The sequence below is a fragment of the Bradyrhizobium sp. NBAIM01 genome (assembly GCF_020194115.1).
Lineage (GTDB): Bacteria > Pseudomonadota > Alphaproteobacteria > Rhizobiales > Xanthobacteraceae > Bradyrhizobium > Bradyrhizobium yuanmingense.
This window is the reverse complement of the sequence record NZ_JADYVU010000019.1, coordinates 85391-111781: the sequence shown is the minus strand read 5'-3', so window position 1 is coordinate 111781 and position 26391 is coordinate 85391. Positions and strand designations below refer to the sequence as shown.

The 26391-nt window shown below is 57.6% G+C and carries 18 protein-coding genes; 4 read left to right on the top strand and 14 right to left on the bottom strand.

Annotated features, from left to right (window positions below; all coding sequences use genetic code 11):
• A partial coding sequence (locus I6F31_RS33490; protein WP_225186824.1) for a DUF4082 domain-containing protein occupies positions 1-2531 on the top strand: 2531 nt, incomplete at its 5' end.
• 91 nt (positions 2532-2622) lie between these two features.
• Here I6F31_RS33490 and I6F31_RS33485 read toward each other — a convergent pair.
• The 5 genes from I6F31_RS33485 to I6F31_RS33465 form a co-directional block, all read right to left on the bottom strand.
• Entirely contained in the window at positions 2623-3459 is an 837-nt protein-coding gene (locus tag I6F31_RS33485; protein ID WP_082641484.1) for a formyl transferase, read from the bottom strand.
• A complete protein-coding gene (locus tag I6F31_RS33480; protein ID WP_057029391.1) occupies positions 3453-4367 on the bottom strand; it encodes a polysaccharide deacetylase family protein in 915 nt (304 codons plus the stop codon). Before I6F31_RS33480 ends, I6F31_RS33485 begins: the two co-directional genes overlap by 7 nt.
• A 6-nt stretch (positions 4368-4373) precedes the next feature.
• On the bottom strand, positions 4374-5447 hold the full coding sequence (locus I6F31_RS33475) for a glycosyltransferase family 2 protein (protein ID WP_082641489.1): 1074 nt from the start codon (positions 5445-5447) through the stop codon (positions 4374-4376).
• Between the two features lie 462 nt (positions 5448-5909).
• A complete protein-coding gene (locus tag I6F31_RS33470) occupies positions 5910-6707 on the bottom strand; it encodes a hypothetical protein (protein ID WP_225147615.1) in 798 nt (265 codons plus the stop codon).
• A 94-nt stretch (positions 6708-6801) separates the two neighbouring features.
• A complete protein-coding gene (locus tag I6F31_RS33465) occupies positions 6802-7404 on the bottom strand; it encodes a transglutaminase-like cysteine peptidase (protein ID WP_036029196.1) in 603 nt (200 codons plus the stop codon).
• A 324-nt stretch (positions 7405-7728) separates the two neighbouring features.
• Here I6F31_RS33465 and I6F31_RS33460 point away from each other — a divergent pair, with 324 nt between their 5' ends.
• Positions 7729-8121, top strand: coding sequence for a hypothetical protein (locus I6F31_RS33460; protein WP_109143422.1), 393 nt, complete (start codon positions 7729-7731; stop codon positions 8119-8121).
• 313 nt (positions 8122-8434) lie between these two features.
• Here the strand turns inward: I6F31_RS33460 and I6F31_RS33455 are convergent, their stop codons facing one another.
• The 4 genes from I6F31_RS33455 to I6F31_RS33440 all read right to left on the bottom strand — a co-directional run bounded on the left by I6F31_RS33455 (position 8435) and on the right by I6F31_RS33440 (position 15990).
• Positions 8435-9748, bottom strand: coding sequence for an HlyD family type I secretion periplasmic adaptor subunit (locus I6F31_RS33455; RefSeq protein WP_036029191.1), 1314 nt, complete (start codon positions 9746-9748; stop codon positions 8435-8437).
• Positions 9745-11679 (bottom strand): type I secretion system permease/ATPase, encoded by a 1935-nt coding sequence (locus tag I6F31_RS33450; RefSeq protein ID WP_225186823.1) that lies wholly within the window; start codon positions 11677-11679, stop codon positions 9745-9747. The genes I6F31_RS33455 and I6F31_RS33450 overlap by 4 nt, the downstream gene beginning before the upstream one ends.
• 93 nt (positions 11680-11772) lie before the next feature.
• On the bottom strand, positions 11773-14202 hold the full coding sequence (locus I6F31_RS33445; protein ID WP_225147617.1) for an Ig-like domain-containing protein: 2430 nt from the start codon (positions 14200-14202) through the stop codon (positions 11773-11775).
• A gap of 771 nt (positions 14203-14973) precedes the next feature.
• Positions 14974-15990: an aldo/keto reductase gene (locus tag I6F31_RS33440; protein WP_225147618.1), complete on the bottom strand. Its 1017-nt coding sequence runs from the start codon at positions 15988-15990 to the stop codon at positions 14974-14976.
• A gap of 2415 nt (positions 15991-18405) precedes the next feature.
• Here I6F31_RS33440 and I6F31_RS33430 point away from each other — a divergent pair.
• Complete coding sequence (locus I6F31_RS33430) at positions 18406-19089, top strand: class I SAM-dependent methyltransferase (protein ID WP_057029397.1); 684 nt, start codon at positions 18406-18408, stop codon at positions 19087-19089.
• Positions 19090-19094: 5 nt separating this feature from the next.
• On the opposite strand, the gene I6F31_RS33425 is transcribed toward I6F31_RS33430, so the two are convergent.
• The 5 genes from I6F31_RS33425 to I6F31_RS33405 all read right to left on the bottom strand — a co-directional run bounded on the left by I6F31_RS33425 (position 19095) and on the right by I6F31_RS33405 (position 24601).
• Positions 19095-19820, bottom strand: coding sequence for a polysaccharide deacetylase family protein (locus I6F31_RS33425; protein ID WP_057029398.1), 726 nt, complete (start codon positions 19818-19820; stop codon positions 19095-19097).
• Positions 19817-20878, bottom strand: a complete 1062-nt coding sequence (locus I6F31_RS33420; protein ID WP_225186826.1) for a glycosyltransferase family 4 protein — start codon at positions 20876-20878, stop codon at positions 19817-19819. Before I6F31_RS33420 ends, I6F31_RS33425 begins: the two co-directional genes overlap by 4 nt.
• Positions 20879-21031: 153 nt before the next feature.
• Positions 21032-22015 (bottom strand): glycosyltransferase, encoded by a 984-nt coding sequence (locus tag I6F31_RS33415; protein WP_225114272.1) that lies wholly within the window; start codon positions 22013-22015, stop codon positions 21032-21034.
• A 72-nt stretch (positions 22016-22087) separates the two neighbouring features.
• Entirely contained in the window at positions 22088-23362 is a 1275-nt protein-coding gene (locus I6F31_RS33410) for an O-antigen ligase family protein (protein ID WP_225139936.1), read from the bottom strand.
• 225 nt (positions 23363-23587) lie between these two features.
• The gene (locus I6F31_RS33405) at positions 23588-24601 is read right to left on the bottom strand and encodes a glycosyltransferase family A protein (RefSeq protein WP_225114274.1); all 1014 of its coding nucleotides are present in this window, start codon (positions 24599-24601) and stop codon (positions 23588-23590) included.
• A gap of 793 nt (positions 24602-25394) precedes the next feature.
• Between I6F31_RS33405 and I6F31_RS36585 the strand changes: the two genes are divergently transcribed.
• Entirely contained in the window at positions 25395-26309 is a 915-nt protein-coding gene (locus I6F31_RS36585; protein ID WP_346656510.1) for a class I SAM-dependent methyltransferase, read from the top strand.
• Positions 26310-26391 lie beyond the last annotated feature (82 nt).

The window sequence follows — 26391 nt, the reverse complement described above, 5'->3', positions numbered from 1 at the left end:
CCACCCAGACGCCTGTCATCACCAATGCCAGCGACGGAGTAGGTTATGAGTTGGGGATGCGCTTCACCAGCGACACCTCCGGCTCGATCCAGGCAATCCGGTACTACAAGGCTCCGGGCGAGACGGGCACGCATATCGGCCACATCTGGTCGGCCACCGGCCAGGAGCTGGCGACGGTCACGTTTACCAACGAAGGCGCATCGGGCTGGCAGCAGCAGGCGCTCGCCACGCCGCTGACCATCCAGTCCGGCACGACCTACATCGTCTCCGTCAACATCAACAGCAACTACGTCTCCACCACGCAGGGCTTCGCCTCAGCCATCAGCAATGGTGGCCTGAACGCCCCGGTAGGTGCCGGCGTCTTCGACCTGTCCAAGGGCGCCTTCCCCACCAATGTCTATCAGAATGCAAACTATTTCCGCGACGTCGTGTTCGCTGCGGGCAATGTCATCTCACTACTTAGCAGTTCCACAGTCTATGTCAGTGAGACGGGAGGGATGGCTACCATCACCGTCGTACGCTCCGGCGACCTCCAATCTCAAGCAACCGTGGAGTACACGACGAACGAAATCGGCACCGGCGGCACAGCTACGGCAGGCCAGGACTTCATCCAGCCCACGTTTAATGGCCGGTCGAACACCGGTCAGGTCGTCTTCAACCCGGGAGAGAGCACCAAGAGCTTCACCATCTCAATTGTGAACGATCAGCTCACCGAGGGTAACGAGACGTTCGCGGTCGGGCTTCAGAATCCCGGTTCCGGTTCTCTCGGGACCCCGCGCACAGTACTCGTGACCATCATCGACAACGACTCGCCCGTCGCGATCTCAATGGCGGACGCGGCGATAAGCGTTACCGAGAATACACAGACGGCAACGATTACGCTGCTGCGCAGCGGCAACACCAGTCAAACAGCTACTGTCGGCTTCACGACAAGCAACGGCAGCGCCCTCGCGGGTTCCGACTACACCGCCTCGTCAGGCACGGTGACTTTCGCTGCTGGCCAGGTGACCCAGACGATCACGGTACCGATCCTCAACGATGCGACACCGGAGAATGATGAGACCTTCACGGTCACGTTGAGCAACCCGACCGGTGCCACTCTCGGCGCCGAGACAACGACGACTGTGAAAATCCTGGATAATGACAACCCCAATCTCGGCAATCTGGCGGGCGAGACGTACGTGACGGGACTGGGCCAAGGGTATGCCGGCGGGCCAACGGCGATCGATTGGACTCCAGACGGCCGCTACATGCTGGTTGCCCAAAAGGACGGCGTGGTGCGTGTGGTGGATAACGGAGAACTTCGATCAACTCCGCTGATCGACATTTCGAGCGAGGTAAATGACGTCAACGATCGCGGATTGCTGGGTATCGCGGTGAACCCGAATTTCGCAACGAACCATTATGTCTACCTGCTCTATACCTACGATCCACCCGAAACGGCGGGCCAGCCCGGCCTTGCCGGCCCCGATCAGGCCGGCAACCGACCTGCTCGCCTGGTGAGGGTCACCGTTGACCCAACCACAATGATTGCCGATCCGGCGAGCGAGGTAGTACTGGTCGGAAAGAACAGCATCTGGGCCTATACGAGCCGTCCCGACGTAAACAGCACAGGCGATCCGAGCATCGCTCCTTCCGGCATCGTCAACGGCACCACGATCACAGCTCCGGCGAGCCAGATCGAGAGTGGATCGCAGGACAACGATCCGGATCGGACCGGCATCCAGAACCAAAACATTCGTGACTATCTGGCGACTGATAGCGATTCGCACGGCGTAGGCGCTGTTCATTTCGGCCCGGACGGCTATCTCTACCTCACCGTCGGCGATGGCGTGTCGTACAACTTCGTCGACCCCCGGGGAGTGCGCGTCCAAGACATCCACAATCTATCGGGCAAGTTGTTGCGGATCGATCCCGTTACAGGTGAGGGAGTGCCCGGCAATCCGTTCTATCAGGCAAGCGATCCAAACAGTAATGCGTCGAAGGTGTTCTACTACGGTGTTCGCAACGCGTACCGCTTCAGCTTCGATCCAGTTACTAATCTTCCTGTGCTCGGGGATGTGGGCTGGAACAGCTGGGAAGAGCTGAATACGGGGCCAGCCGGCTCGAACTTTGGATGGCCCTATCTCGAAGGCCCCGACAGGACCGGCAGCTACCAAAATCTCGCGCAGGCAATCACCTTCTATAACAATGGCAATCGGAACAATACGTCAGACCCGCCCGCCGTATTTCCGATCCTGTCTCTAAGCCACGGGGCCCCCGACAATGCCCACGTGATTACCGCGGGAGATTTCTACAATCAGAACACCATTTTTTTCGACGATGTCCAAAACGGAACGATCTTCGCTGCGACCCTGAACGCAAGCCGGCAGGTCACCAGCGTCCAGTTGGTGGACAACGTACAAGGCATCGTCGACATGCAGAAGGGCCCTGATGGCTGGATGTATGGGGCCAATTTGATTGACGGCACTATCCGACGTTGGGTCGACCCCTCAGCGGTTACGGCGCTGGGGCTCGCAGCGTCGTCCTAGCAGGCGCCGGTCACGGCTTTCCCCCATCGATGACGATCTGCTGGGGCGGCTTACGACTTCGGTCGATAAGGCGAGCTTTTGCACGATTGCGTCAGCGAACTACCCTGTCGTTTTGACCAATGATCGAGATTTCGGCGATGGACCTCAGACGGGCGAGCCGGCGTCGCGCCACCAATTCCGGACCAATGGTCAAATCGGCTCCACGGTACTCGCGCCCAAGGCTGAGATCTTGCGAAACTCCGCTCAAGGTGCCCGCCACATAGCGTTGAACCACTCGTACATACGCTTCGGCACCGACCATCACGGCTCGGCCAAAAATCCTATGCAAATCGTCCCCTGGTTCGTATCTCGAATGCACTGTCTCAAAGATCGGTCCGCTGTCGACGCCGGACGTGCATTCGTGAATGGTCGCACCGAGCATGTCCAACTCGTCGTTGACTACAGGCCAAAAGCTGCACGCGGTTCCGCGATACTGCGGGCTAATACCTGTATGCAGATTGATGCAGATATCGGTTGCAGAGTCGAGGACCGCATTCTTCACGACCGACGTGCCGTAAATAAGAATCGCATCGGGGCGTCTCTGCCGCAGGACTTCCAAGCTTGCGGTGCCGTTTATGCCCTCGACATAGTCGATTCGATCAGATGCATAGAATGTTTGAGCCTTTTGCCCCAACAGACTTTCAAGTGACCGAGTCCGGGCCTCATCGTCTCGAATCATCTTGAGAAAGACAGCACGGGTTGCCTTTCCTAAGAAATGCACCAACCCCTTCCGTACGGCGCGCCGCAGTCTTGTTCTCCGTGCTGACCGGTCCACAATGATGCGGTCAATGGAGAGTCCAGCGCAAAGCATGTTTGCGACATAACGATGTTCTGGGCCATCTCGCGTCAGAATCACTATTCTCTTTTGTTCGGGCTGCCCAGCTACCATAGCCAATCTCTCGCACACCGTAGTACAGGCATAATCCGGAGCTTGAACGGAATCTCTTCTGGCGCGGCGTTCCCCAGGCTAATCCGATAGAAAATGTCAGCCGCTGGTTTAAAGCGGTTGCTTTTCGCATGCACTAGAAAGATCGCCTTGTGATTACGCCGTGCGGCCCGCAGCGCACCTTCGGTCGCGTCCAATGCATTCCCATAAGGAATACTCAGGCATTGAACCGTTTGTCCCGATAACTTCTCCAGAAGCTCTCGGCTTTGCACGATCTCGGTCTCCAACTCGCTCGATGAAAGCGAACGAAAGAACGTGTGGCTCATCGAGTGGTTTCCTACTTCAATCCCTAAGCTCGCAAACCGCTTGATATCGGTGATATTAAGAAAAAGCTTCGATGTACGCCGGAGCTCCAATTCATTGGTGCCCATTGCGGTACACAGCTGCTGCTTCGCCTCCGCAATTTGCGCCTGAGTCCATTTTGAAATCACGTTGGCGATGAGCCTAGGGACTGATGTTGGTCCGGTTTCGTTGATGTTCAGGAGAGCTATCAGTTGCTGTTTACCGAGCACCACCGCTGCCAACGATAGGATATTATCCACTGGCAATCTGCTTCCGAGCAGCGTTGTCGGATTAACGAAGAACAGCGAAGGTGCATTTGCCGCTTTAAGGACAGTACTTGCGGTATCGAGAACTGAGCGATATGCGTCATCGAAGGTGATCAGCAAAGGTTTACGCGGCAGAGTGCCACTTACAAGGTCCGATCCGCTCACCACGTCAAAATGACGCGCGAAATACTTGACGTGCTTCTCAAAAACCTCTGGCCTTGTAACAACTCCAAGCTTGCCGGTTAACGGGTCTTCATGGTCCGCGATATGATGATAGACCACAATGGTAACGTCGCGCCGCATCAGTGGCTATCCCTGGCGCGAGCGGGATAACGCGTCCCCTAACGGACGTTCCACAGCAGCTACCTCCTCTGGCAGGTTGTTGCGCGGATTGCCGCGCGCTCTCCTCACGCCGACATTGCTCCAGCCATTCACCCAACGTTGACGATGCTGCCAGACATAGCGCCAGTTTCGCGCCTTTTCACGCAAATCACTTCTGCCGGAGACCAGGCCGGCCGTTCCGTACCCGAGCAAGCGCAGGAGGGGGAGAAGCATGTACAGTGTCTTGCCTGCGAGAATCGTCGCAGCAGAATTGTGACGCCGCAACAACGTGATCCGGCCGGCAAGGACCTTGATGCGTTGCTCTGCTTGATCGGGCTCGGAAGACTGGCCGTAATGAATGATGGTAGCTGCAGGCGTGATGGTTGGGGATGCACCAAGCTTGCGCGCCCGGCGGCACAAGTCCGCTTCTTCACCGTACATGAAAAACTCGGGATCAAAGCCGTCAAGTTGCTTCCAAAGTTCGCGGTCTATGAGAAGAAAGCAGCCCGTGACAATGTCGACTGCACGAATGCTGTCACGCTTCCAACCGCCGTATCCTTCGGGATTGAAAACCGAGCTGCTGCGCTTCAAGCTGGTCAGACCAGTAGCAAAACAGAAGATGCTCCATAAGGTGGCATCTCCCCAACAGGAGCCAGGATTCAAGCGGCCGTCAGACAGCACGGTGCGCCCGCCCCAGATCCCAAAGCGCGGATTCGCATCGGCGAACTCGTGCAGATGATCGATTGCGTGATTCAAGATCAGGGTGTCCGGGTTGAGCAACAGAAACCGGCGCCCCCGCGCCCGCATCGCGGCGATGTTGTTGGCGCCGGCAAACCCAAGATTTTCTTGCGACGCGATGAGCTCGAGTTGAGGGAAGTTTGCGCGAATGGCTTCCGGAGATCCGTCTGTTGAAGCGTTATCGAAAACGATGACTTCGTAGAGTACTGTCGTTGTTTGTGCCAAGACAGATCGAATACATTCGAGCGTCATGGTGCGCGTGTTGTAGCTCACGATGATGATCGAAATGTCGGGCTCAGCGGCCCGATAAATTGCATCCGACATGGGATTCAGCCTCATGCGATACGTCAGGCCCCCCTTCAATGTTCGACCGAACCCATCTTCGACAACCATCTCGCTCGAACGCGATTTGTCAGGCCCGTCCTTCCTGATGGTCGCCAAACCATCCGGAATTGGCTCATCAATGTGGTGAGTGCCTGGCGACCCAGGTCGGCCATGCTAAGTGCGCGCTCCTGTAAACACGAGCTTTTCCCGGTTCCTTCGCAACTGCACCGCCCGGTCGCTGCGTGCGGCCCGGGCCGGCCACCATTTTACCACCCACATCCACTGCGAATCCCAAGCTCAAATGGAAACGACAGCCTTCCTCGTCTTCTGTATGGCATAACCGGCTGGAACCCACTATTAAACATTTATATTATTAAATTGGTTTAATTTGCAAGTTATTATTTCCGGACGGGCGACCTTAATCCGAGAATGCAAGCCGCGGGGCTGGGGCAGGAAAATGGATCAGCGGATCCGAGGCTGAGGAAGCAAACTCCCCGGGACGAGCTGGCCATTGACGATGGTTGCACTCCTGACGTTTTCCCATTTGGTGATCGTCATTGTTCCGCCGCCCGCATTGTTGATCAGAAATGCGCCGTATAGGAACGGGCCAACGAAATACACATCCTTAAGGGAAACAGTGACGTTCATGCCATCGGGATGCATTCGCAACCCGTAAGGTCCGCCCCAGAACAGGACGTTCTCAAAGCTAACTGAGCCCCCTAATCCATCAGCGTAGAAGAATCCGGCCGTTGCATTGGTGTTGTTGTAGGTCTTGAATGTTGTATTGCGAACCGTGATGGCGTTGGTTTTGCCAGGATCATAACACTGAAGCCCGTCTGCGTGATCGCCCGGCAAACCTTTGGTTTCGATGTAGACGCCATCAATGTTGATGCCGCCAATACCGTCGGAGCCAATACACCGGAATCCCTCGTTGGATCGAATGCGGGAATTTTTCAGAGTGCAATCCCCGCAAACGACCGAGCTTCCATCGTTGTTGTGGTCCCAGGAACGATGCTCGACGACTTCACCGTTGCTGAAGAACTTCCCGTAACGGGTGTATGGCTCGGAGGAATTTCCAGCAAAGCGGGGGTCATCAAATGAGAGTGGAGGAGCCGACGCAGGAGAAGGCAAACGCGAGGAGGCAGGACCTGGCGCTTGGCTGGAGGAAAGTGTTTGATCCGCCAGTGCGGAACCGGCGTAACACAAGCCGGCGGCTATTTGCGCCCAGCCAAAGCCTCGCCAACGCGATAATTTCTGCACAGATTTCCCCTTCAAATGATTGCGACCATGCGGATTGCGCGTTCACACCGCAGGCGATCTTAACCAGAGATATTTCATTGAATGGTTGTCGGGTTCATGCTCCCTTCCCTTCGATCCTCGCCCACAGAATGTGGCGTGGCATTTGTACCCGAACCCAGCGATAGTGAACGCGCGACCATGGTTTGATTTCGGGTGATAGATTGTCGAGAACGAAATCGCCATTTCGCGTGCGCACGAGAAGCACGAGGTGGTGCTCTCCGGAACTGACGACGACTTCGCTCAGTAGCAGGACTCGCGCAGGCCAGCCGCGCCGAAGCAATTCGTGGCGCTTGCTCACGGCGTAGTCATTGCAATCGCCGTGCTTCGGGTTGATGACCCATTCCTCGCCGGCAAGGCCGAGCTCGTTGCGCGCCGGCACGATGGCGAGATTGACCGCGCGATTGACCTCCTGCAGAGCCGCCCAGCGGTCCTCGGTCAGCCGGATCGGCCCACCACGAAACGAGCGCGGCGGAAGACATTCCGCCTCGTAGCGCAGGCAGAACACCGTGTACGCAAGGGGCGGCAGCGTCGGGTTTCCCAGTTCAATGTGCTGCCCTGACCGCGGCGTCGCCGGCAAGGACATGCGCCCCGCCCCCGCCCATTGAACTCCTCCGAGCATGATAGCGACCGCCACGACGGAGCCGAAGGTTCGATACATCTGCCGATCCCCTCGCAAACGCAAAACTGAGGCTCGGATCCGCTGGCAGGCTGACACCGACAGTCCCGCGGCAACCATATTTCATCTTTAATTTATTTAATTTAATTGTCAATTAAATATAATCGGCAGGAAGAAATAATCCGTTTGCGCATTATCCAGTACAGCCACAAGCAGATCGCCCCCGCAGACGCGTCCCGGCCCCCGGCGCATCGCCGGCAAATAAGGCAACAATTTAACGGCTCCGACGAATTAATCGTTGATTTAATGTGCCCCCCGGCAGATCGTATTCCGAACGACCTCTCCGCCTCACAATCGAGATTGCATATGCCGGAAGAACTGCTCGTCATTTTGGGGGCTGAAGCCATCCTGCTTGTCTTCGTCACAGCGATGACTCTGCACAACAAGCGAATGGATGTGCTGAGCGGGCTGCACCGCCGGGCGGCTAGCTGGTCCGCCGGCCAACACAGCAAGCCTGCGCCATACTCGGTCCGTGCGCGCGCAGGAGCTTTGCTGTCGGCGCTGACGACGTGGATCGGTATTGCCAAGCTCACCCCAGCCAATCTCTGGCGGCTGCTCAGACACGCCCAATCAAGCCTGACGAAGGTGCGAAAGCTGTCCACCCTTGTGGCTCGTTCCTGGCGGCCAGAGCGCCCTCAAGCCACGCCGTCCACCTCCAGCCTCATTGCAGGGGCTCGTCGTCAGCTCGGTGCTCGTTGATGCGGCCAACGTTGCGGTCTACCCCGCATCGACTCGATCGATCTCGCGGCGCAATCTTGAGCTCCGGGCGGTCGAAGCCAAACGATAGGCTTCGGATGCAATGCGACGAGCGGCGAGCCATCCGCAGCGAGCAGCTCTCCTCGGTGTTCACCCAGCTCACGGCACGCCTGCAAGCCCGTCGTTATCTTTTCATTTGGGCTTCTTTTTCGTCTTGAACATCAATGTTGTTCGCAGCAATGGACACACTCTTGAGATTCCTCTCAGCCCCGAGTGCGGGTCCACTCGGGGCTGTGTCATTTCAAATCCAAAGGGCTCAGCGCTCTTTGAATGCGCGCTGCGCCTGATCGTGTAGCGGCTTGAGCAGGTAGGACAACGCGGTCCGCCCTGCCGTCTTGATGAAGACCTCGACAGGCATGCCGGGCAGCAACTTGGCCGAGCCGAGCTTCACCAGCTCTTCCGTCTTCAGCAAGACGCGGCCTGTGTAGTAACTCGTGCCGGCACGCTGATCCTGCGTGATGTCTGCCGAGACCATGCTGACCTCGCCGTCGATTTCGGGCGTGGTCTTCTGGTTGAATGCTGCGAAGCGCATTGTAGCGGTCTGCCCCACGTAGACCTGATCGATATCCTTCGGTGCGATCTTGACTTCGACCGCGAGCGAGTCCGCGTCAGGAACGATCAGCATGATTTGCTCGCCCGGAGAGATCACCCCCCCGACCGTGTGGACGCTGAGCTCGTGGACGCGACCGGATTGTGGCGCCCGGATATCGACCCGATTCAACTGATCCACCGCCGCAGTCTTGCGCTCGCCCAGCTCGGAGAGTTTCGAGCGGGTTTCGATCAGGTCCTTGCCGACCTCGGTACGGAGGTCCTGGTCGATCTGAATGATCTGGAGTCCGATTTCGGAGATCTTGCCCTTCGACTGAGCGATCATTCCTGCGAGCTGGCTGCGCTCGCCCTCGATGCGGGCGGAGTCGCGCTCGAGGGAATTGAGCCGGGTGATCGGCACCAGGTTCTTCTGCCAGAGGCTGCGCACGCCCTCCAGCTCCTGTCGGATGAACTCCACTTCCTTCTGCTTGGCCTCCGTCTGCCCCATATAGCCCTTGATTTCGTTCTCCAACTGCGCGCTCTTCTCCTGCAACTGCGCTTTTTGGCCGCTCCTCGCCTGACGACGCAGGTCGAACAGCTTCCGCTCCGCGGCGATTGCACGGCTCGCCTCGGAGTTGCTCTCTTTGGCTCGGTCGAGCAGTACCTTTGGAAACACGACCTGCTCGGCACTGTCGCGCTCGGCCTCGAGACGGGCCTGCCGCGCCAGCAATTCGTCGATGCTATTGGTGACGATCGTCGCATTCGCGAGCGTCTGCGTCTCGTCGAGGCGGATCAGAATGTCGCCTGCATTGACCCGATCGCCCTGGCGCACGCGCAACTCTCCGACGATTCCACCCGTGGCGTGCTGGACCTTCTTGACGCTCGAATCCACCACGACCACGCCCTGCGCGATCACCGCGCCCGACAACTGGGAAGTCGTCGCCCAGCCGCCGACCCCAAAAGTCACCAAAGCGAACATGATCATTCCGACGATCATGTAACGTTGGATGGACTGCAACGCCGGCGCTATCTGATCGTTCATCGGCCGCCTCCTTGAGCTTCTGCGACGACCTTCAGCGGCACCGGAGTCCGCAGCACTCTCTTGAGTACCTCCTCTCGCTTGCCGAAGGACTGAACTCTGCCTTCGCCGAGGCACAATACATGGTCCACACCTTCCAGCGCCTTCGGCCGATGAGCGACAACGGCTACAATCCCTCCGCGGCGTCGCACGTTCAGGATCGCCTCTGTCAGAGCCTCCTCGCCCTCCGCATCGAGATTGGAAGAGGGTTCGTCAAGCACGACCAGGAAGGGTTTCCCGTAAAAAGCGCGCGCAAGCGCGATACGCTGCCGCTGCCCCGCCGACAGCGCCAGCCCTCCCTCGCCGATCTTCGTGCTGTACCCGTCCGGCAGTGAGAGGACGAGGTCATGCGCGCCCGCGGCGCGGGCGGCTTCCAGAACAGCGGCGGCGGTTGCGTTCGGGTCGAAGCGTGCAATGTTCATCGCAATGCTGCCGTCGAACAATTCTACGTCTTGGGGCAGATAACCGATGTGCTTGCCGAGGTCGTCCGAAGACCAGTGATCGAGGGCGGCGTTGTCGAGCCGGATCCTGCCTCGAATGCACGGCCACACGCCAACCAGCGCACGCGCCAGCGTCGACTTGCCGGATCCGCTCGGACCGATGATTCCGACCGCCTGCCCACTCCGCAGCTGGAATGACACTTCGCTGAGAGTGGGTCTCTCGGAGTTCGGAGCACTGATATAGAGGTTCTCGGCGCTAAGGGTTTCCACAGGCGCAGGCAATGCCAACCGCTCCTCCTCCTGAGGAAGAAGTTTCAGCAAGTAATCGAGCCGTTGTCCCGATTGGCGCGCCGCGACGAACCCCTTCCAGTTCGCAATTGCCATTTCGACAGGCGCAAGGGCCCTCGCGGTGAGGATCGACCCGGCAATGATGATGCCGGCCGTCGATTCCTGGTTGATGACGAGGACGGCGCCAACGGCAAGAACCAGCGATTGCAAGATCGCGCGGAAAATCTTCGAGGCACCACCGAGTCCGTTTGCGACATCGCTGGCCCGTTCATGGGCTGCGAGGTACTTTGCATTGGCATCCTGCCAACGCAAAGCCGCTTGTTGCCGCATACCCATGGCCTGCAGAACTTCGGCATTGCGCCGTCCCTCGAGCGCGAGGGCAGTTCGCGAAATGGCAAGACGCGAGGTCGCCTTTGCCGGACCTCGGGTACGCGTTTCCGTGAGCATCGTAATGCCGACCAGCACCAACGCACCAGCCAGCGCAGTGATGCCAATCCAGAAGTGAAAGAGGAAGCAGACGCCGAGATAGATCGGCATCCAGGGCAGATCGAAGAGCGCCGTCGGCCCGCCGCTCGACAGGAAGCTGCGGACCTGATCGAGGTCCCGCACCGGCTGCAGGCCATCGCCATCCGCTCTGGTCTTCAAAGGCAGGCGAACAAGAGCCTCGAAGATGCGAACCCCGAGACTTTCATCGAAATACCGGCCCACCCGGGCGCTGATCCTGCTCCTGACGAAGTCGAGCCCGCCCTGAAACAGGTAGAGCACCGTTGCCAGAGCCAACAGAGCGACAAGAGTCGGTATACTGCGTCCGGGCAGCACCCGATCATAGACTTGCAGCATGAAGAACGAGCCGGTGAGCATGAGAAGGTTGCTCATGCCGCTGAATGCCGCTAACGCCCAGAAGATCCGGCGGCAAGACCGCAGGAACGCCGACAACTCTGACTGCGACTCGTCATAGTGATCCACTGGCCGGGGTCGACCAGCGAATATCCGTGACCGCAGCACTTCGATCAGGCCCTTTGCCCAGCCGATCAGTTGCGGCGTCTGCAGTTGAGCGTTTTCCGCCCACTGCCGTCCGGCTGACCAGAGTCCTGATATGTGAAGAAATGGAATTCGATAGAGATTTGCGGGCGGGGGGAATACCCCCCGCCGTCCAAAGTCAATCATGGCTTCTGCCCCTGAAACGCGCCTTTGTTGGAAGATCCCTCAAGAGATCCCCCAAGGCAGTTGTTGAAGATTGCTCTCTGTGGATGCCGTCCCCTACGCGAAGTGGAAGTCGTTGCTGGTCAACGAGCCGAGCTTGGCGTTCTTCAGCGTGAGCGTATCGCTCCCCGTCGCGATCACGACATCGGTGCCGGACTGGGTCGCGTGGGAAAGAACGCTGGCAAAACTGTCGAACACACTCTTGCTGAACTCGATCGTGTCGTGAGCAGGTCCGCGGGCAACGAAGCCCTTGATGACGTCGTTGCCGAAGTTCGCGCCAAACACGAAAGTATCGGCCTGGCTGCTGCCAACGAAGGTGTCATCGCCGGAAGTGCTGGTCAGGGTCGTGTTGCCCGGCGAAGCGATGAACGTACTGCCCGCAATAGCCGCGTTGCTACCGGTTGCAGTGGATGACGTAGCTACGCTGGACGTACCGATCTGCCCGTCACTGTTCAGGTCCTGATGGAAGCTGGTCTCCAGCGTCTTGAGGCCAGAGTCCGTACCCGACACCGAGCCACCGTCCGTGGAGCCGGTCAGGGAGCTGACATGAGACACGTAGTTGCCGTTATTGTCGGTATTCCACGCAGTGTACTGACCGGTGCTCGTCTCCTTCCAGGCAACTTGATAGCCCGTCGCCGTCTTCTCCGCTCCAATGGGAGTCCAGGTGCCATCGGACCCGCCCACGAAATCCACGCCGTCATCCTTTAGCGCCGGGCCAGTGCCGGTGCTGCCGTTGAGGTAGTATTTGCCGCCACTCTCAACGAGACTTGTCACACCAGCCGATTCGACGACCTTGCCAGTCGTCGGGGTTGGCGACGTCGGGATGGTCGCAGTGGAAGTACCTACCTGCCCGTCACCGTTCAGATCCTGATGGAAGCTCGTCTCGAGCGACTTAAGGCCAGAGTCAGTACCCGACACCGAGCCACCGTCTGTGGAGCCGGTCAGGGAGCTGACATGGGACACGTAGTTGCCGTTATTGTCGGTGTTCCACGCCGTGTACTGACCCGTGCTCGTCTCCTTCCACGCAACCACATAGCCCGTCGCCGTCTTCTCCGCACCGATGGGAGTCCAGGTGCCATCCGACCCTTTCACAAACTGCACACCGTTGTCCTTCAGCGTGGGACCCGATCCGGTGCTGCCATTGAGGTAATATTTGCCGCCGCTCTCAACGAGAGTTGTCGCGCCAGCTGACTCGACCACCGTGCCGGCAGTCGGCGACGTCGGTGACGTCGGCGAGGTCGGTGTGGCTGGCGCCGAGGTGCCGGTGATGCTGGCGGTGAACGCAGTGGACGCCGGGCCGGTATTGCCTGCTGCATCCGTTGCCGTCGCGGTAAGGCTGTGCGAACCGGCCGCAAGGGCGCTGGTTGTATAGCTCCACCCGCCGGTGCTGTTGGCAGTCGCGGTCCCGATCTGGGTCGTGCCGTCGAACACCTTCACGACGCTGCTCGCTTCGGCACTGCCCGACATCACCACCTGATTGGCGGTGTTCACGGTATGGCTGGCAATGGTCGGCGCAGTCGGAGCCTTGGTATCGATAGTGATTGCCAACGCAGACGACGCCGCGCTGGTCTGACCCGACGAGCTGGTCGCCGTTGCGGTCAGCGTATGTTTGGCGTCGGTCAGGATCTTGGTGATGTAGTCCCAACTGCCGCTCGAGTCCGTAGTCGTCGAACCAATTTGGGTCGTACCGTCGTAGATCTTGACCGTGCTGCCGGCAGCCGCGGTGCCCTTGAGCTCGATGGTATTGTCGTTGGTAATCTTGTCGCCAGCGGTGCCGCTGTCGGTCGAGAACGACGCGATAGTCGGAGCATCCGGCACGGTCGGCGTGCTGGGTGCGGTCGGTCCTTCAACCGGAAGCGGAGGCGGGATAAGGTCGCCCGGGATGAGTTGACCGTCCACGATCGTTGCGTAGCGAACATTCTCCCATTGCGTGATGTGTATGTTCGCATTGACCTCCTCCAACCAAAGCGCGCCATACGCAAATGGCCCCACAAAATACACGTCCTTGAGGGCGAGGTAGTCATCGTGACCGGCTCCTGCGTCCGCGGCAATGCGCAGACCAAATGGGCCACCGTCGAACACCACGTTATTGAAAGTGAACGTTCCGCTATAACCATCTGCGATGAACAGCCCAGCAGTGGCATTCTGGTCGTGCGATACAATCGTCGAGTTTGTAATGGTCAGATTCCCGGTGGCGCCGGGAGCATAGGCCTGAATTCCGTCGGCGTGATCGCCCGACAGTCCCGTTGTCTCGATGTACGTATTGTTGATGGTGACATCACCGCTGCCCCCAATGCGCACGCCTTCCCTTGAAGAAATACGGACGTCGTCGATGGTGAACGAGCCGCTCCCTCCGACGGCGACAGTGTCGCTCTGGTCGGAAATGCTCACACCCGAAATCGTCTCTCCATTTCCAAGCCAGACCGTCCCCGAATTGGTCTGGTCGCTAAACATCGGATCATTCCATGTCAGAGGAATGGATGCCATCTAGTTTTCTCCTGTTAATTTCAATCTGGTTTGCCCCTGGCACGCGCCCAATTGTTTCCCCAAGCGACGCGACCCCAAGTGCGACTCTGCTGGCGCAGCGCCGTTGGGGTGCGTCTTCCCGGCGGGTGGAGGCTTTTTTGCGACGACACGACGGCTCACCCAAGGTAATTTCCTGAGCTACCCTAGACACATTCGCATCGCGCGAATTAAATGCCGGAAATTTCTTCAGTCCGATCAACCACTCGTGCACCGCATTGAACGAGGGCCACACGGAGCGGTCGAAGATATACAAAAGTATGCCGGAATCGATGTTACGCCTTCGCCACTAGACAACAGCTTACCAAGTGTCGTCGACGGCGCCACAGCAGAAAACCAATTAAATATTTCGATCCACAAGATTATCCACCGCCAAACACGACATAATTTTTGCCCGGACAATCAAGAGCGCAAGCGTCGAGCAAGAGCATTTGAGCACACATCGCGCTGCGAACAATCCGAACCCATATTGCCCGATTCAGGTAATGGCCCATCCAGCGCCATCCAAAAACGCCAAGCAAAGCAAATACCGTTGCGGACACACCATTCAGATCGAGAGTTACGAGCGCGCGCCGATTATCCTGATCGTTGATGTCCCCCGAGCCCAGCACACAGTGACCCGCTTCCCCGGCAGGGTCGCAACAAGATGTTCGATCAGGTCCTGCCGACGACCTGGCCATACTCTGCCGCGTCTGACTGATGCAAAGTCAAGCCACCGTCGTCGGTCTGCACCGATCAGAAACTCAGATCTCGAAAGCTCGCGTCAAGAAATTCGGCAACATGCTTTCTCGCCAATAATGCGTTCAAACCCGCGATCTGCTTCTCGTCGATAGCTCGACTGCTGACAGATCTCACGTTTGCCACAACATTCGACGGATTGGATGAGAAAAAGATGACGATCCCGTTTTGATTTGCATTCAGCGCATGAGCCAGCAGTAGATGAGCCAGTTCTGTCGAATCGCGTGGATCTACCTGCGTCAGCGAACGCCATTCAGCCGCCATCCGCTCATCGGACAACAATCGATCAAGCAGTATTTTAAATCGGCTGGTAAGAGACGAATGCGTAATCACGAGGCGGTTAGTTGCCGGAACTTTCCTGACGTTCATATTCCAGATGGCATTTGGAATCTGCACAACGTCGAACAGCGCTGCATGTCTTTGGAGGATGGACACCGTCTCCTCTATGCCTGTCGCTATGCCAATGGCGCGAACCTTCCCTTCACGCTTGAGATCATCGAGAAGACGGATCAGGTCCGTTTCCTCTACGTCGGCAGCGCTGCACTCGTGCAGGAGTAGAATATCGAGATAGTCTGTACGCAATTCCTTGAGACTAGTCTCGACACTTTTTCGGAACTCCACGAGACCAAAGGCTCCGAAACGCGGCAGATAGTTGGACGGCACAGGCAGGTAATTCTTTGAGCTTGGCGCGACATTGTGCAGAAGACGAATGCTACGACCCATTGCGCGGACATGAAGTGCATGACTTTGTGGGACAATGCCCGCCTTGCTTGCCAGAACCAGGCGCTCCCGCTTTCGCGCCGCCAACTCTCCCAGAATGCCCTCTGCGCGACCGGCGCCATACATTCGCGCAGTATCAAAATATGTGACCCCACAATCCATAGCTGCTTCGAGCAACTTAAGAGCCTCACGGCGGGTTCGTCGCTTGCTCAACAGTGCGCCGGATCCAAAACCTAGGGGGAGCATGTTTCGCGGAAGGATTTCTCGAAACGGCGCGGCAGCAGCCACCGTCATGACGCGCCTCCGGCTAGTCCGAATGCAGCTTCTCGCTTTGTTTGGGCGACGGTGCTCACCGCATGATGGCATGCGCGCGCGGTCAGAGCGAGAATGGTCAACGTGGGATTTTGCGTGCCCTGGGACGGGAAACAGGCACCATCCGTAACGTACAATCCCTGTGCGTCCCAGCACTGGTTATTTGGATCGAGCACGGAGGTCGCGGGGTCGATACCCATCCGGGCGGTCCCGCATTCATGAATCGCGGAGCCAGGCGGGGCCGGCCGTTCATTAACGCGGCTCAACGTCACGCCAGCTGTTGCGGCGATCTCGCGTATGGCAGCTGCCTGATCGCGGGCACGCGCCAAATCCGCTTCGCTATAGCGGCAGTCGATATGCAATACGGGGATTCCCCATATATCCCGTCGCGTAGGATGTAGCATTACTCGGTTTTCGGCACGAGGAAGCATTTCACCGAAGCTAACCGCAGTAAAATGGGAACGCCCGTGCCCTCCTGGAAATTGATACAACTGCACGCCAAAACCTCGCCCGCCGAGGGGCGCGGGCCCGTCGCGCGCATCGAAGCGTGGAAGGTAAATCGCGCACCCATCTTCGAGCACTGGGCTGGGCTTCAGCGGCGCACCTCCACCCCACCCAGTTACGACAATATGGTCCATCAAGTAGCGCCCCAGCGCGTCAGATCCTGCACCGAGCCCCTGGCCCCCTTTGGATGAACGCGAAAGCAAGAGTATTCGTGTCGACTCTAACGAGGACGCGCACAGAAAGACCAACGGAGCGCAAGCACGTACGTCGGTTCCACTTTGTTGATCGAACCAGACTACGCCGCCTACGCGACCTGATCGATCAACATCGATTTGCCGTACGACTGCGCCCTCACGGCATCGAAGGCGCCCTGTAAGAGCAGCAGTTTCCAAGGCATCCAGCGGTGCGGCAAAGCGCGTGAGCATCGGCCGCGAGTGAGGCCACCGTGCGCGGATCGCTGCCATCAGCGCGAACTGATTCGGTGAAGGTTCAAGTTCTCGCGAGAGGTGACTGTCAGGCTGCCATGGTACGCCATCCATGGCACCGGCAAGCGCTAGCCGTCGCTCGACCATCGAATACCAGGGGTCCAACTCACCCGGCTCTAGCGGCCAAGGCGCGCTCAATCCATCGCACGGCGCAAGGTCGGAGGAGTTCAGCCGATAGTATTGCCGGCCGTGCCCTGGAAGGCCCACGCGTCCGCCGAGCTTTCGCGCGCGTATCCAGACAAAAGGTTGGCTCCGTGGCGTCACGTAAGGCAGGTCATGATCATCTACAAACGAGTCCGGTGCTCGGCCCCAGATGCTGCAGCGAGATTGGATGGGCTGGCGCAACATGCCGAGGCCTCTCAAGGCCATCTTGCCAAAGGGAACAACCGCAGGAGGGAGCAACCGAAGTGTCGCAGGGTCCGCGAGCCTACGGCTCATCCCGGCTATAGCTCGGCGCATCCCAGTCGTTCGCGGCGAATTCTGCCACCCGGCCTCAAGCACAAGCACGCGCAGGCCAGCCTCGGCGAGTAAGAGCGCCGCCAATCCCCCGGCGGCTCCCCCGCCGATCACGATCGCATCCTGCGCTCCCGGGCGCCGCAACTCCTCAATCGTCGTGGTACCTAATACACCTGAAAGCGCCGGCCCGATCTGCATGACAACTCCCTTCAAGCGAAAATTGGTCGGGGGCTAGCATGCCAAGCGGACAGCGATGGGCCACCAGCTGTAAACAGCGACTTAAGACAAATCCGTCGACCAACCCGGTAACCGAGCGCTCCAGGTTTAACGCTTAGGCGCAACCGCCCTGGCAATGCATGCAATGAAAGGGAAATTATCGCTTCCGCAAAACCATTACTCATGGCTTTGATTTTCTGTCACAAATTGCAAAAACGAATAATGATAGGCGCAGTTAAATACATCCGTCAACTGTTAATAGGCATTTAATTTTTGCATTGCACAAGCCAACCCATTTCTCCGAATATTCGGAGTGTGTAGCTCCTGCCAAAAGCACTACCTTCTCGCGGACAATACTCCCGGCCGGCTTTCAGCTAGAAACAATGCTTTAGACCCGATCCGCGACAACGGAAGACCCGATGTGGCAGCGTCCAGCCACTACCTGATGATGCCCGCGCGTTGGCAGCGGGGCGAGTTATTGGGACGTGCTGTGATTCTGCGGAGCGTGGTACTCTCGATCCGATCACGGAACGATAGGAGCGCAAGACATTTGCGGGAATCGTTCCTTGGCGGCTCACGGACAAAGGTCCGAGATGCGCAGGCGAATTGACCGGGCGAAGCTCACCTCACAGGTACTATGAAATCTGCAGTTCTCGCCCGCCGTACACTCTTGATCTGTCGATAACTTCACCTGTATTAAACTATCTGACGTCGAATACGCGTTGGCAGGTTGGGAATGCTTGCAGCACTTCACTACCACGCATGGCGCCGGGTGCGCGCCGCGTACTATGCCTTCGGATTGGCCCGGCTGCCTTTTGGCGACGCGCTGGGGCGTGCCGTTAGCGAGTGGGAGACTGCGCAGGGGTTCGGTGACAGCCCAAAAGCGAAATCCACTTGGGACGCCGAGTACAGCGATGGCCTCTGGACCTACATGCAGCGCGAAGTAGCTCGCTACTGGACACTCATTGGTTTCATGGACGCTTTTAGACGTGGCGGCGAGTACCTCGAGATCGGCTGCGGAGACGGCATGCTATTCGAGCGCTTCAAGCAGCTTGGATATGAACGCTACGTCGGAGTGGACATCTCTGACGTGGCAATCGAGAAGCTCCGTCTGTACAACGACGATCGCACTGACTTTTCTCAGGCTGACGGCGACGTGTACGAACCCGACGGCCGTTTCGATGTCATCGTCTTCAACGAGTCTCTTTTCTATTTGCGCGACCCCGTTCGGTCGCTCGAGCGTTACGCGCAATCACTCAAACCGGGAGGCTGCATCATCGTCTCGAACTACACCGCATCACGGCGATCATTGGCAGTGTTGCGGGAGGCAAAACGAGCATTCGAGGTGATCGACGAGGCCAAGACGACTCAACGGGCAATGTCCTGGCTTTGCACAGCACTGAAACCGCCAAAATACTAAATTCGCTAGTGATACCGCAAGCGCATGAGTTGGCGATAGAGCCCGAGCTTTGTGCTGATTTTCCAGGAAACGCCGCGCATCGCATCCGGATCGCGCAAGTGGCGGCGCATGTACTCCGCATCCATGTTGTTCGTCATACAAAGGCGGGAGTACAAAAAAGATTCGAAGCCGCGATGATATCCAAGCTGGATTGTAAAGAGGTGTGTGTAGCCAGCCCTCAGCGCGGCCTCCCAGACCCGTCGGGAAAACCGTCCATATGGGAAGGCGAAGAGAGCTACCTGTCGACCGAGGCGATCCTCGAGCATCGACTTGGACACACCGAGCTCGCGCTCGAGCTCTACGTCCGACACAGTCGTCAAATCGACGTGGGCCATGCCATGTGAGCCGATCGCAACACCCCCCTTGTCAAGCTCCTCGATCATGTCCCAACTCATACGTCCCGGCGAGCCTACAAAGTCTACCGGGATAAAGGACATGAAACCCGGAATACGACCGGTCGTCATGTAACGGGCGTAGACATGCGTATAGTCCGAAATAAATCCATCGTCGAAAGTCAACAGGACCGCGCCGGTGCCGTGGGATGTCGGATCGGAGCAATGCTCCAGAAAATTCTGGGGCGAGACCAGCGCTTCCCCGCAAAGTGCGAGATGCACTTCGAACGCCTCATGAGTCAGGCACCACGCGTTCGAAGGCGAGGCTTCCACCAGCTCATGATAATTCAAGACGATCATAGAGTTTCTATCAGATCTGAAACCCGCCGGGCCCAAGCCTGCCAGTTCAATCGGGCTTCGAAGGCGGCGCGGCTCGATTGTCTCAGGCGTGCCAGCCGATCCTGGTTAGCAAAGGTCTCGAAGATGACCGCCGCATAGTCCGCCTTCGTCGCGTTCGGGGGCAACAACAAGCCCGTCTCCCCCTTACGGACAGCGCAGGGGACGCCGCCAGTGGCCGGCGCAATGCTCGGTACTCCATAGGCCGCGGCTTCACAGAACACAATTCCATAGCAATCCGCCCGGGTCGGCAGCAGAAATAGATCCGCGTCCCGATAGAGTTGATCCAGTCGGTTGCGCTGTTCGCGATCACACTTGTCGAGATAAGGGATGATCGTCAGGCCATCCTGAGCAACTGACTTCGGCGGAGTACATCCGCAGATCACGAGCTCCGCCTCCATGCCCCTCTTCCTCAGTTCAGCGAGGACGCCGACCGCGATGTCAGCGCCCTTCTCCTCCCAGTTGGCGCCGATGAAGAGGAGACGGCAGGGACCCGGCTTGCGGCAACCTAGCACGGAGGCACGATCCGGCGCTTCTTCGAGGTTGGCGCCCCAAGGAATGACATGCACCCGGCTACGGTCGGCACCGTAGTCCCTGATGGCAGATTCGGCTGCCCATTCCGACGGGTAGAGGATCAGATCCGCGCGCGCGATCGTGTCCCGCTCCACGCGTTCAGCGATGTCCCGAGCACCTCGCGACAAGTTTCGATAGTTAGGATGGTAGTTCTCAATGAGCCGAAAGGTCGCGTCGGACGCATAGACGAGCGGAACGCCGTTAGGCACACTCCATGCGAAGGTAGAGCCGGCCGGCGCGAAGACGATATCGGGCGACACCGCTCGGATTTTACGCGCTGAGTCCGCTGCATACTGTGCAACGACCGCCCCCGCATGCAACGGGGAACGGCCGCGCCTGCGAAAGGCACGGCAAAGCCTGGAATACGTCTTGTATAAAGGCAGTATCGGTGCGCTCAACGGACCGATATGGACCACCTCATGACCTTCACCTGCGAGCGATCTCGACATGTGAAACGGGGTACCGGACCAGAACCTGACCAGGCGCCCATCCCCGATCGTGGCGAATGCAATCCGCCGTGCCGCCGGCCTGTCGGAGATGTGGTTTTGAGTCATTCTATTCACGCACACAGGGACCATCGACCACTTCGCCGGAAAGATCTCTCATGGAGCGAGCGAGCGATCGCTGGATAGAAGTAGCTTTTTCAAACCCGCAGTAAGCGACAGAGGCATAAGAGCCACGCCGGCTCTCATAACGAGAGGTACGTGTCCCGTTTCGGCAAATCCGCGAGCGTAGGTTGAGATCGATTTCATTCGTCTTCCCGAGTGCAGATAGATCCATCCCAGATCCTTGCAATGCCGAGCGATTGCACGATTTGCCGCTTCGAGTGCTTCGCGATCTCGCCGAAGCCCCTTCTTCTCGCTCACTGCCAGCTGCAGCAAGGACGACTTATCCTCCTCCTGGAATTTCGATAGGGTTGAATCCTCGAGTACCCGCATAACTGCGAGCTTGCGATCGACGTATCCAAATCCATGATGCTTCGAGATTCTCAGGTACAGTTCCCAGTCCTCGCCCGAACACCATGATTCATTATAACCTCTAAGCTCATCCAGAACAGTGCGCCGGATCAATACCGCAGTCGGCTTGATAGGCACTTCTTCCAGCAAACACAGATACATCTCACGGCTGCTGAAGAGAAAGACATCGAAATCAGAGCGCGAGCGCGATGCGAGCAGTTTCGGAAATGCACGCATGCTTGAGACAATTGACGACGTGGATCTGCCACGGTCGACCTCAACGTCACAGAACACCGCGCCAATCTGACGATGACGACGCAAAACATCGACGAGACTGCTGAGCATCTCCGGCTTCCACAGGTCATCCGAATCCAGATGAGCAATGATATCGCCGTTGGCGGCCTTTATACCCGTGTTGCCTGCCGCACTGACCCCGCGATTGCGATCATGCCGAATGTAACGTACTTTGTCGCTTCGAAACTTTTTCACCGCTGCGGCCGTGCCGTCTTTGGATCCATCATCAACGACGATTATCTCGAAATTCCCATACGTCTGATTCAAGGCACTCTCGATCGCTTCTCCGATGATGTACGCACGATTGTAAGTTCGTATGATAATGGAAACCTTCATGCTTTAGTCCTGCGCAGCGAGAAATCCTGATCGGCATCCCTGCCAGCGTAATGACCTCGCGGTCCACCGTCTTCAAATGTCTCCGGTAATCGGGTTGCACCTCGTTTGCGCCGCTGGTGCGGCTCTATCGCGCAGTATGGCGGTCTCCGCGAGGTTCGCTCGCATCCCGGTAAACACAGCGATGAGGATCCAACAAATGCCCCAAAAGTGCACAATGAACCCTAGAAACGCGATCGTCGCTATTACAATTCCGAGCGCCACTGACAGCCGTCTCTCTTCGGGAGTAAGGTGAGGCGATTTGTCGATCGAGCCAAGCCAGCATGCGCTGGCAATTGTCAAAAGGATCAATGCGCTTCCCGGAATTCCATACGACATTGCGGTGGCAAGCCAAAAGGCATCCACGCTCGAACTCACGAGCGCGCCATGCGACTGCCAATTCCAGTCGCCGTTCAAACCAATTCCGAAGATCGGCGAACCGAGGACCACAGGTCCTCCCGTGTCCCAAATCGCTTGGCGAGCCCATGCCGCCTCCGGGCTTACTCCGCTGAGGCGCACAAGGGTTGCGACCGGGCTGCCAGAGAAAGTGAAAACAACAAGGAGTAGCGCGGTCACACACAACCCGACCAACTTCCATCGGGCAGCGAAGCGAGGGCTTGCGGCATAGAAACTCGCCAGCGCAAATCCGATCAAATAGGCCAACAATGGACTGCGCGCCTGCGAAAACCACACACCGATGAGGGCGATGCCCGCCACACCCCAGCCGAGTACCTGGTGCCTAAACGTAGTGAAGGCCACGACACCAAACCAAACGCAAACAGCACCGAACAATATCGAATGCTCGAGCGGCCCCATGGCGCGAACGACACCGTCCCGATAGAACGTGTCAGCCCTGATTGCTAATGGTCCATCGTAACTGAGCTTCGCATAGCCGGTAATACCTTTGATGAACTCATAGGTGAACAGTTTATCACTCAGCGGGTCAAGGAGCGCTATGCCGACGATCACAATCATCAGCTTGCAGGAGAACCGTGCTATTCGAACGGAACTATCGACCGGCCCGAGAAGAAACCGGAACGTCAGGTATGCGCCCACAAATTCGAGCGCCTCGATTCCAGCCCCTTTAAAACCCGCCGGACCATCAGTGACTGTGGCAGCCAACATCATCCAAACGCCCGTAAGCGGGGCCAAGATATCCGATGGGACGCAGACGACGGTTCGCGTGCCTAGACGCTGTCCAAGCTGCTGTAGCGCGGCGATGAAGGAACAGAAAATTAGAACTCGAGCAACCGAGAGGCGAAAATCGCCGACGAAGAAAGACAGCCCTTCGGGCAAGACAATCGCGACCAACAATAGCTTCAGATACAGTTCCGTCCCCCAACGCGGCGCCCCCGCCGCGCGACCAACTGGACTCCGCTGCCGACCATACAGATACGTAAGCTGAGAACCCGATTCCAATTCTAAGCTTTTGCGGGTCAACGCGAGTACCTCAAATATCTGAGAAGTTCTGCAAACAAGCAGCGCGCTCGAAGCCGAGGCGCCCCACAAAGCGACGGTTCCTCCCTACGAGGCGCTTCATTTCGTCGTCTCCAGGGGAGTCGCCAGGAAGTCACGACGCAGGCGGCTCGCTACGCTAGGTGAAATCAAGGCGTAAACCAGCGCTTTGTAGTAGTGCGGATCCGCTGGGTGCAAACACGCACATTGCCAACCCGTCTTTAATGCCGACAACCGACGGTTCGACCTACGCCAATCCAGCACGCTCTTGATGAAATGGGCGGCGATGTTGTTGTCCAATAAACTGTTGTTAGATCCTCTGTAGCCGCACATCGCATCCGCGCAACCCTGCTCAAACCGCAAACCGCGCCGCTCGCATGCTCGCCTGAAGACATCGACCTCAAACTGCTTCCGCCAGGTTGGCGCCCGTCGGCTGAGGGAATTGGGAAGAATGCGGTAGGCATAAAGGCACTCCCCCAATACGATCATCGGATGCACCTCCCCGACTCTCCATATGTAATCGCAGGTCTCGGCAACCATTAACGACGGCTCGAACCGGATATCGCCAACCAATGACATTCGAAACATTCCCGTGGGATCGAGAGCCGGCATTTGAAAGGCCCTGATCTCGGACTGGCAGTCGCTCTCGCTTTTCGGCGAAAACACGGGTGCCATGAATCTCTCGTTGATGATGAGCTCGTTGCCGCAGAACACGGCAGCCAAATGCGGGCTGTTGAGCAGCGCACGAACCTGCTTTTCGATTCTAGTTGGATAGCTGATGTCATCCGCGTCTTGAATTGCGTAAAACTCGCCGCGGATCCGATCGAGCGCTCGATTGATAGCAACAGGCTTGCCTGAGTTCGCTTGATGGATCACGCGAACACGCTCATCTACCAGCAAATCCTGAACTGAGCTGAAGCAACCGTCCGAGCTACCATCGTCGACAATGAGAATATCCAGGTTCCTGTATGTCTGATTAATTATGCTCAACAGCGACGGACGAAAATATTTACCAGCGTTGTACACGCACATCACGACCGTGACCAAGGGGTCTTCAGCCCTTCCTCCAGCCTTGGGCGGATGTGCCTTGGACATCACGAAATGCTCCTGCTCAGTCGAGCCTGACACGCCGGCGCCATCTGCACGACCTCCCGGTTCGCTGGCCAGACTTTTTGCAATGCTTCAGCGCGCAAACCAAGAATGGCTTTCTCGGGTTCCGCCGGAGACGCAGTCCGCAAGCACATGAAATTCCGCCTACTCACCGCTTTGTCTGCACTCAAGAATAAAACTCCGTGTCGCATCAGGACGCATGGCATCCCGCCTGTCAGACCCGGAGCCCCTCGGAAGGCTCCTCCGCGCCTCAACATAATTAAATCTGGTTTAATTTTCAATCGCCATCTATTTAAATATAAGGGAGGCGTTTTGGTATATTATAACATCGAGCTTCGACTGAAATACCGGCCTCGCGCCCCGACCATGCTCAACGTTTACGGGGTGCGGCCGGCAAAGCCCACGCCGGCGCAGCCTAATCCCGGGCGACGCGGCTTCGGTTGAACTTTAAGAGGAAGCTCTCGGAATTAAACATGCGATCTTTGCCTATTTAATTTGGACAGCCGGCAGTTTGTTTATTATATTCATTGCAGATACAAGAAGCTTCGACCTCCGGGCGCCAACGGAGTTCCGCTTGATTGCCCGCGGGCCGCAACCCGGCGAGAACGACAGGCGGGGCATGCAAAGTGACGGCCCGATCAAGGGGTTGGACAGAGCGATCAGGCCGAAGGCGTCGGCAAGCTCGTCAGTTTCGCGTCATAGTGAGGACACTGCACCTCTACGGCCTCACCGATCGCTGAGCCGGCAGTCGATCCGCCGTTGTGGCTAGGTACTCGATATGATTTGTAAAACTTGCTTGTCAGACAGCGAACATCGCCACCACGTCTTTATTGAGATGATGTTTGGCACAAAAGAGCGGTTTGAGTACCAGGAATGTAGTGATTGTGGGACGATCCAGCGCCTATCGGACGTAGCCGATGAGAGTCGCCTTTACCCCGATGGGTATTACTCATTCTCCAAACCTTCGCGGAATTCGCGTGTTACTGCCGTCAGGGACGCGCACGCACTTGGCACCAAAAGCATATTGGGAGCCGTGGCGTCCTTTGTGAGGTACGACCCCATCGTAGCGGTCATCGGATGCTTCGGAATTAATCCCAGTTCTCGGGTGCTTGACGTAGGCTGCGGGTCCGGGAAACTTCTCTACAGAATGTCTGCGGCAGGGTTCAAGAATCTTACAGGAGTCGATCCCTACATTGTCGAACCAGCAGCAGGTGCCGTGACGATTCAAAAATCGGACCTTCAGAGTATGTCCGGCGAGTTTGACTTCATCATGTTCAATCATTCGTTAGAACACGTGCCCGAGCCGGACCAAAGTCTTAGCAATGCAAGAAGGCTACTTGCGCCCGGTGGCCGCATTCTGGTTCGCATCCCAACTTCATCCTCGCATGCGTGGAGAGAGTACGGCCCGAACTGGGTGCAACTGGATGCGCCGCGCCACGTTGTGATACCCTCTCGCAAGGGAATGAGTGCATTGGCGGAGCGCTGTGGTTTGCGTGTTAGGCAATCAATCGACGACTCGACTGCATTTCAGTTCTGGGGAAGCGAAATGTACAGGAACTCCAAGCCGCTCGCATCATCCAGACCAGATGATGTGTTCAGCCGGCGGGAAATGAGAGAGTTTGCCAAGAGGGCGGCAACGCTGAATATTGAACAGCAGGGCGACCAGGTAGCTTTCCTGCTGAACGCTGCCTAGGGCTGGATCACCGTAAGTCCAAGCCGAGGGTCACGCTTGAAGTGCAAGGGCATGAGAGCGATTGACTAAGAGATCGGCCAAG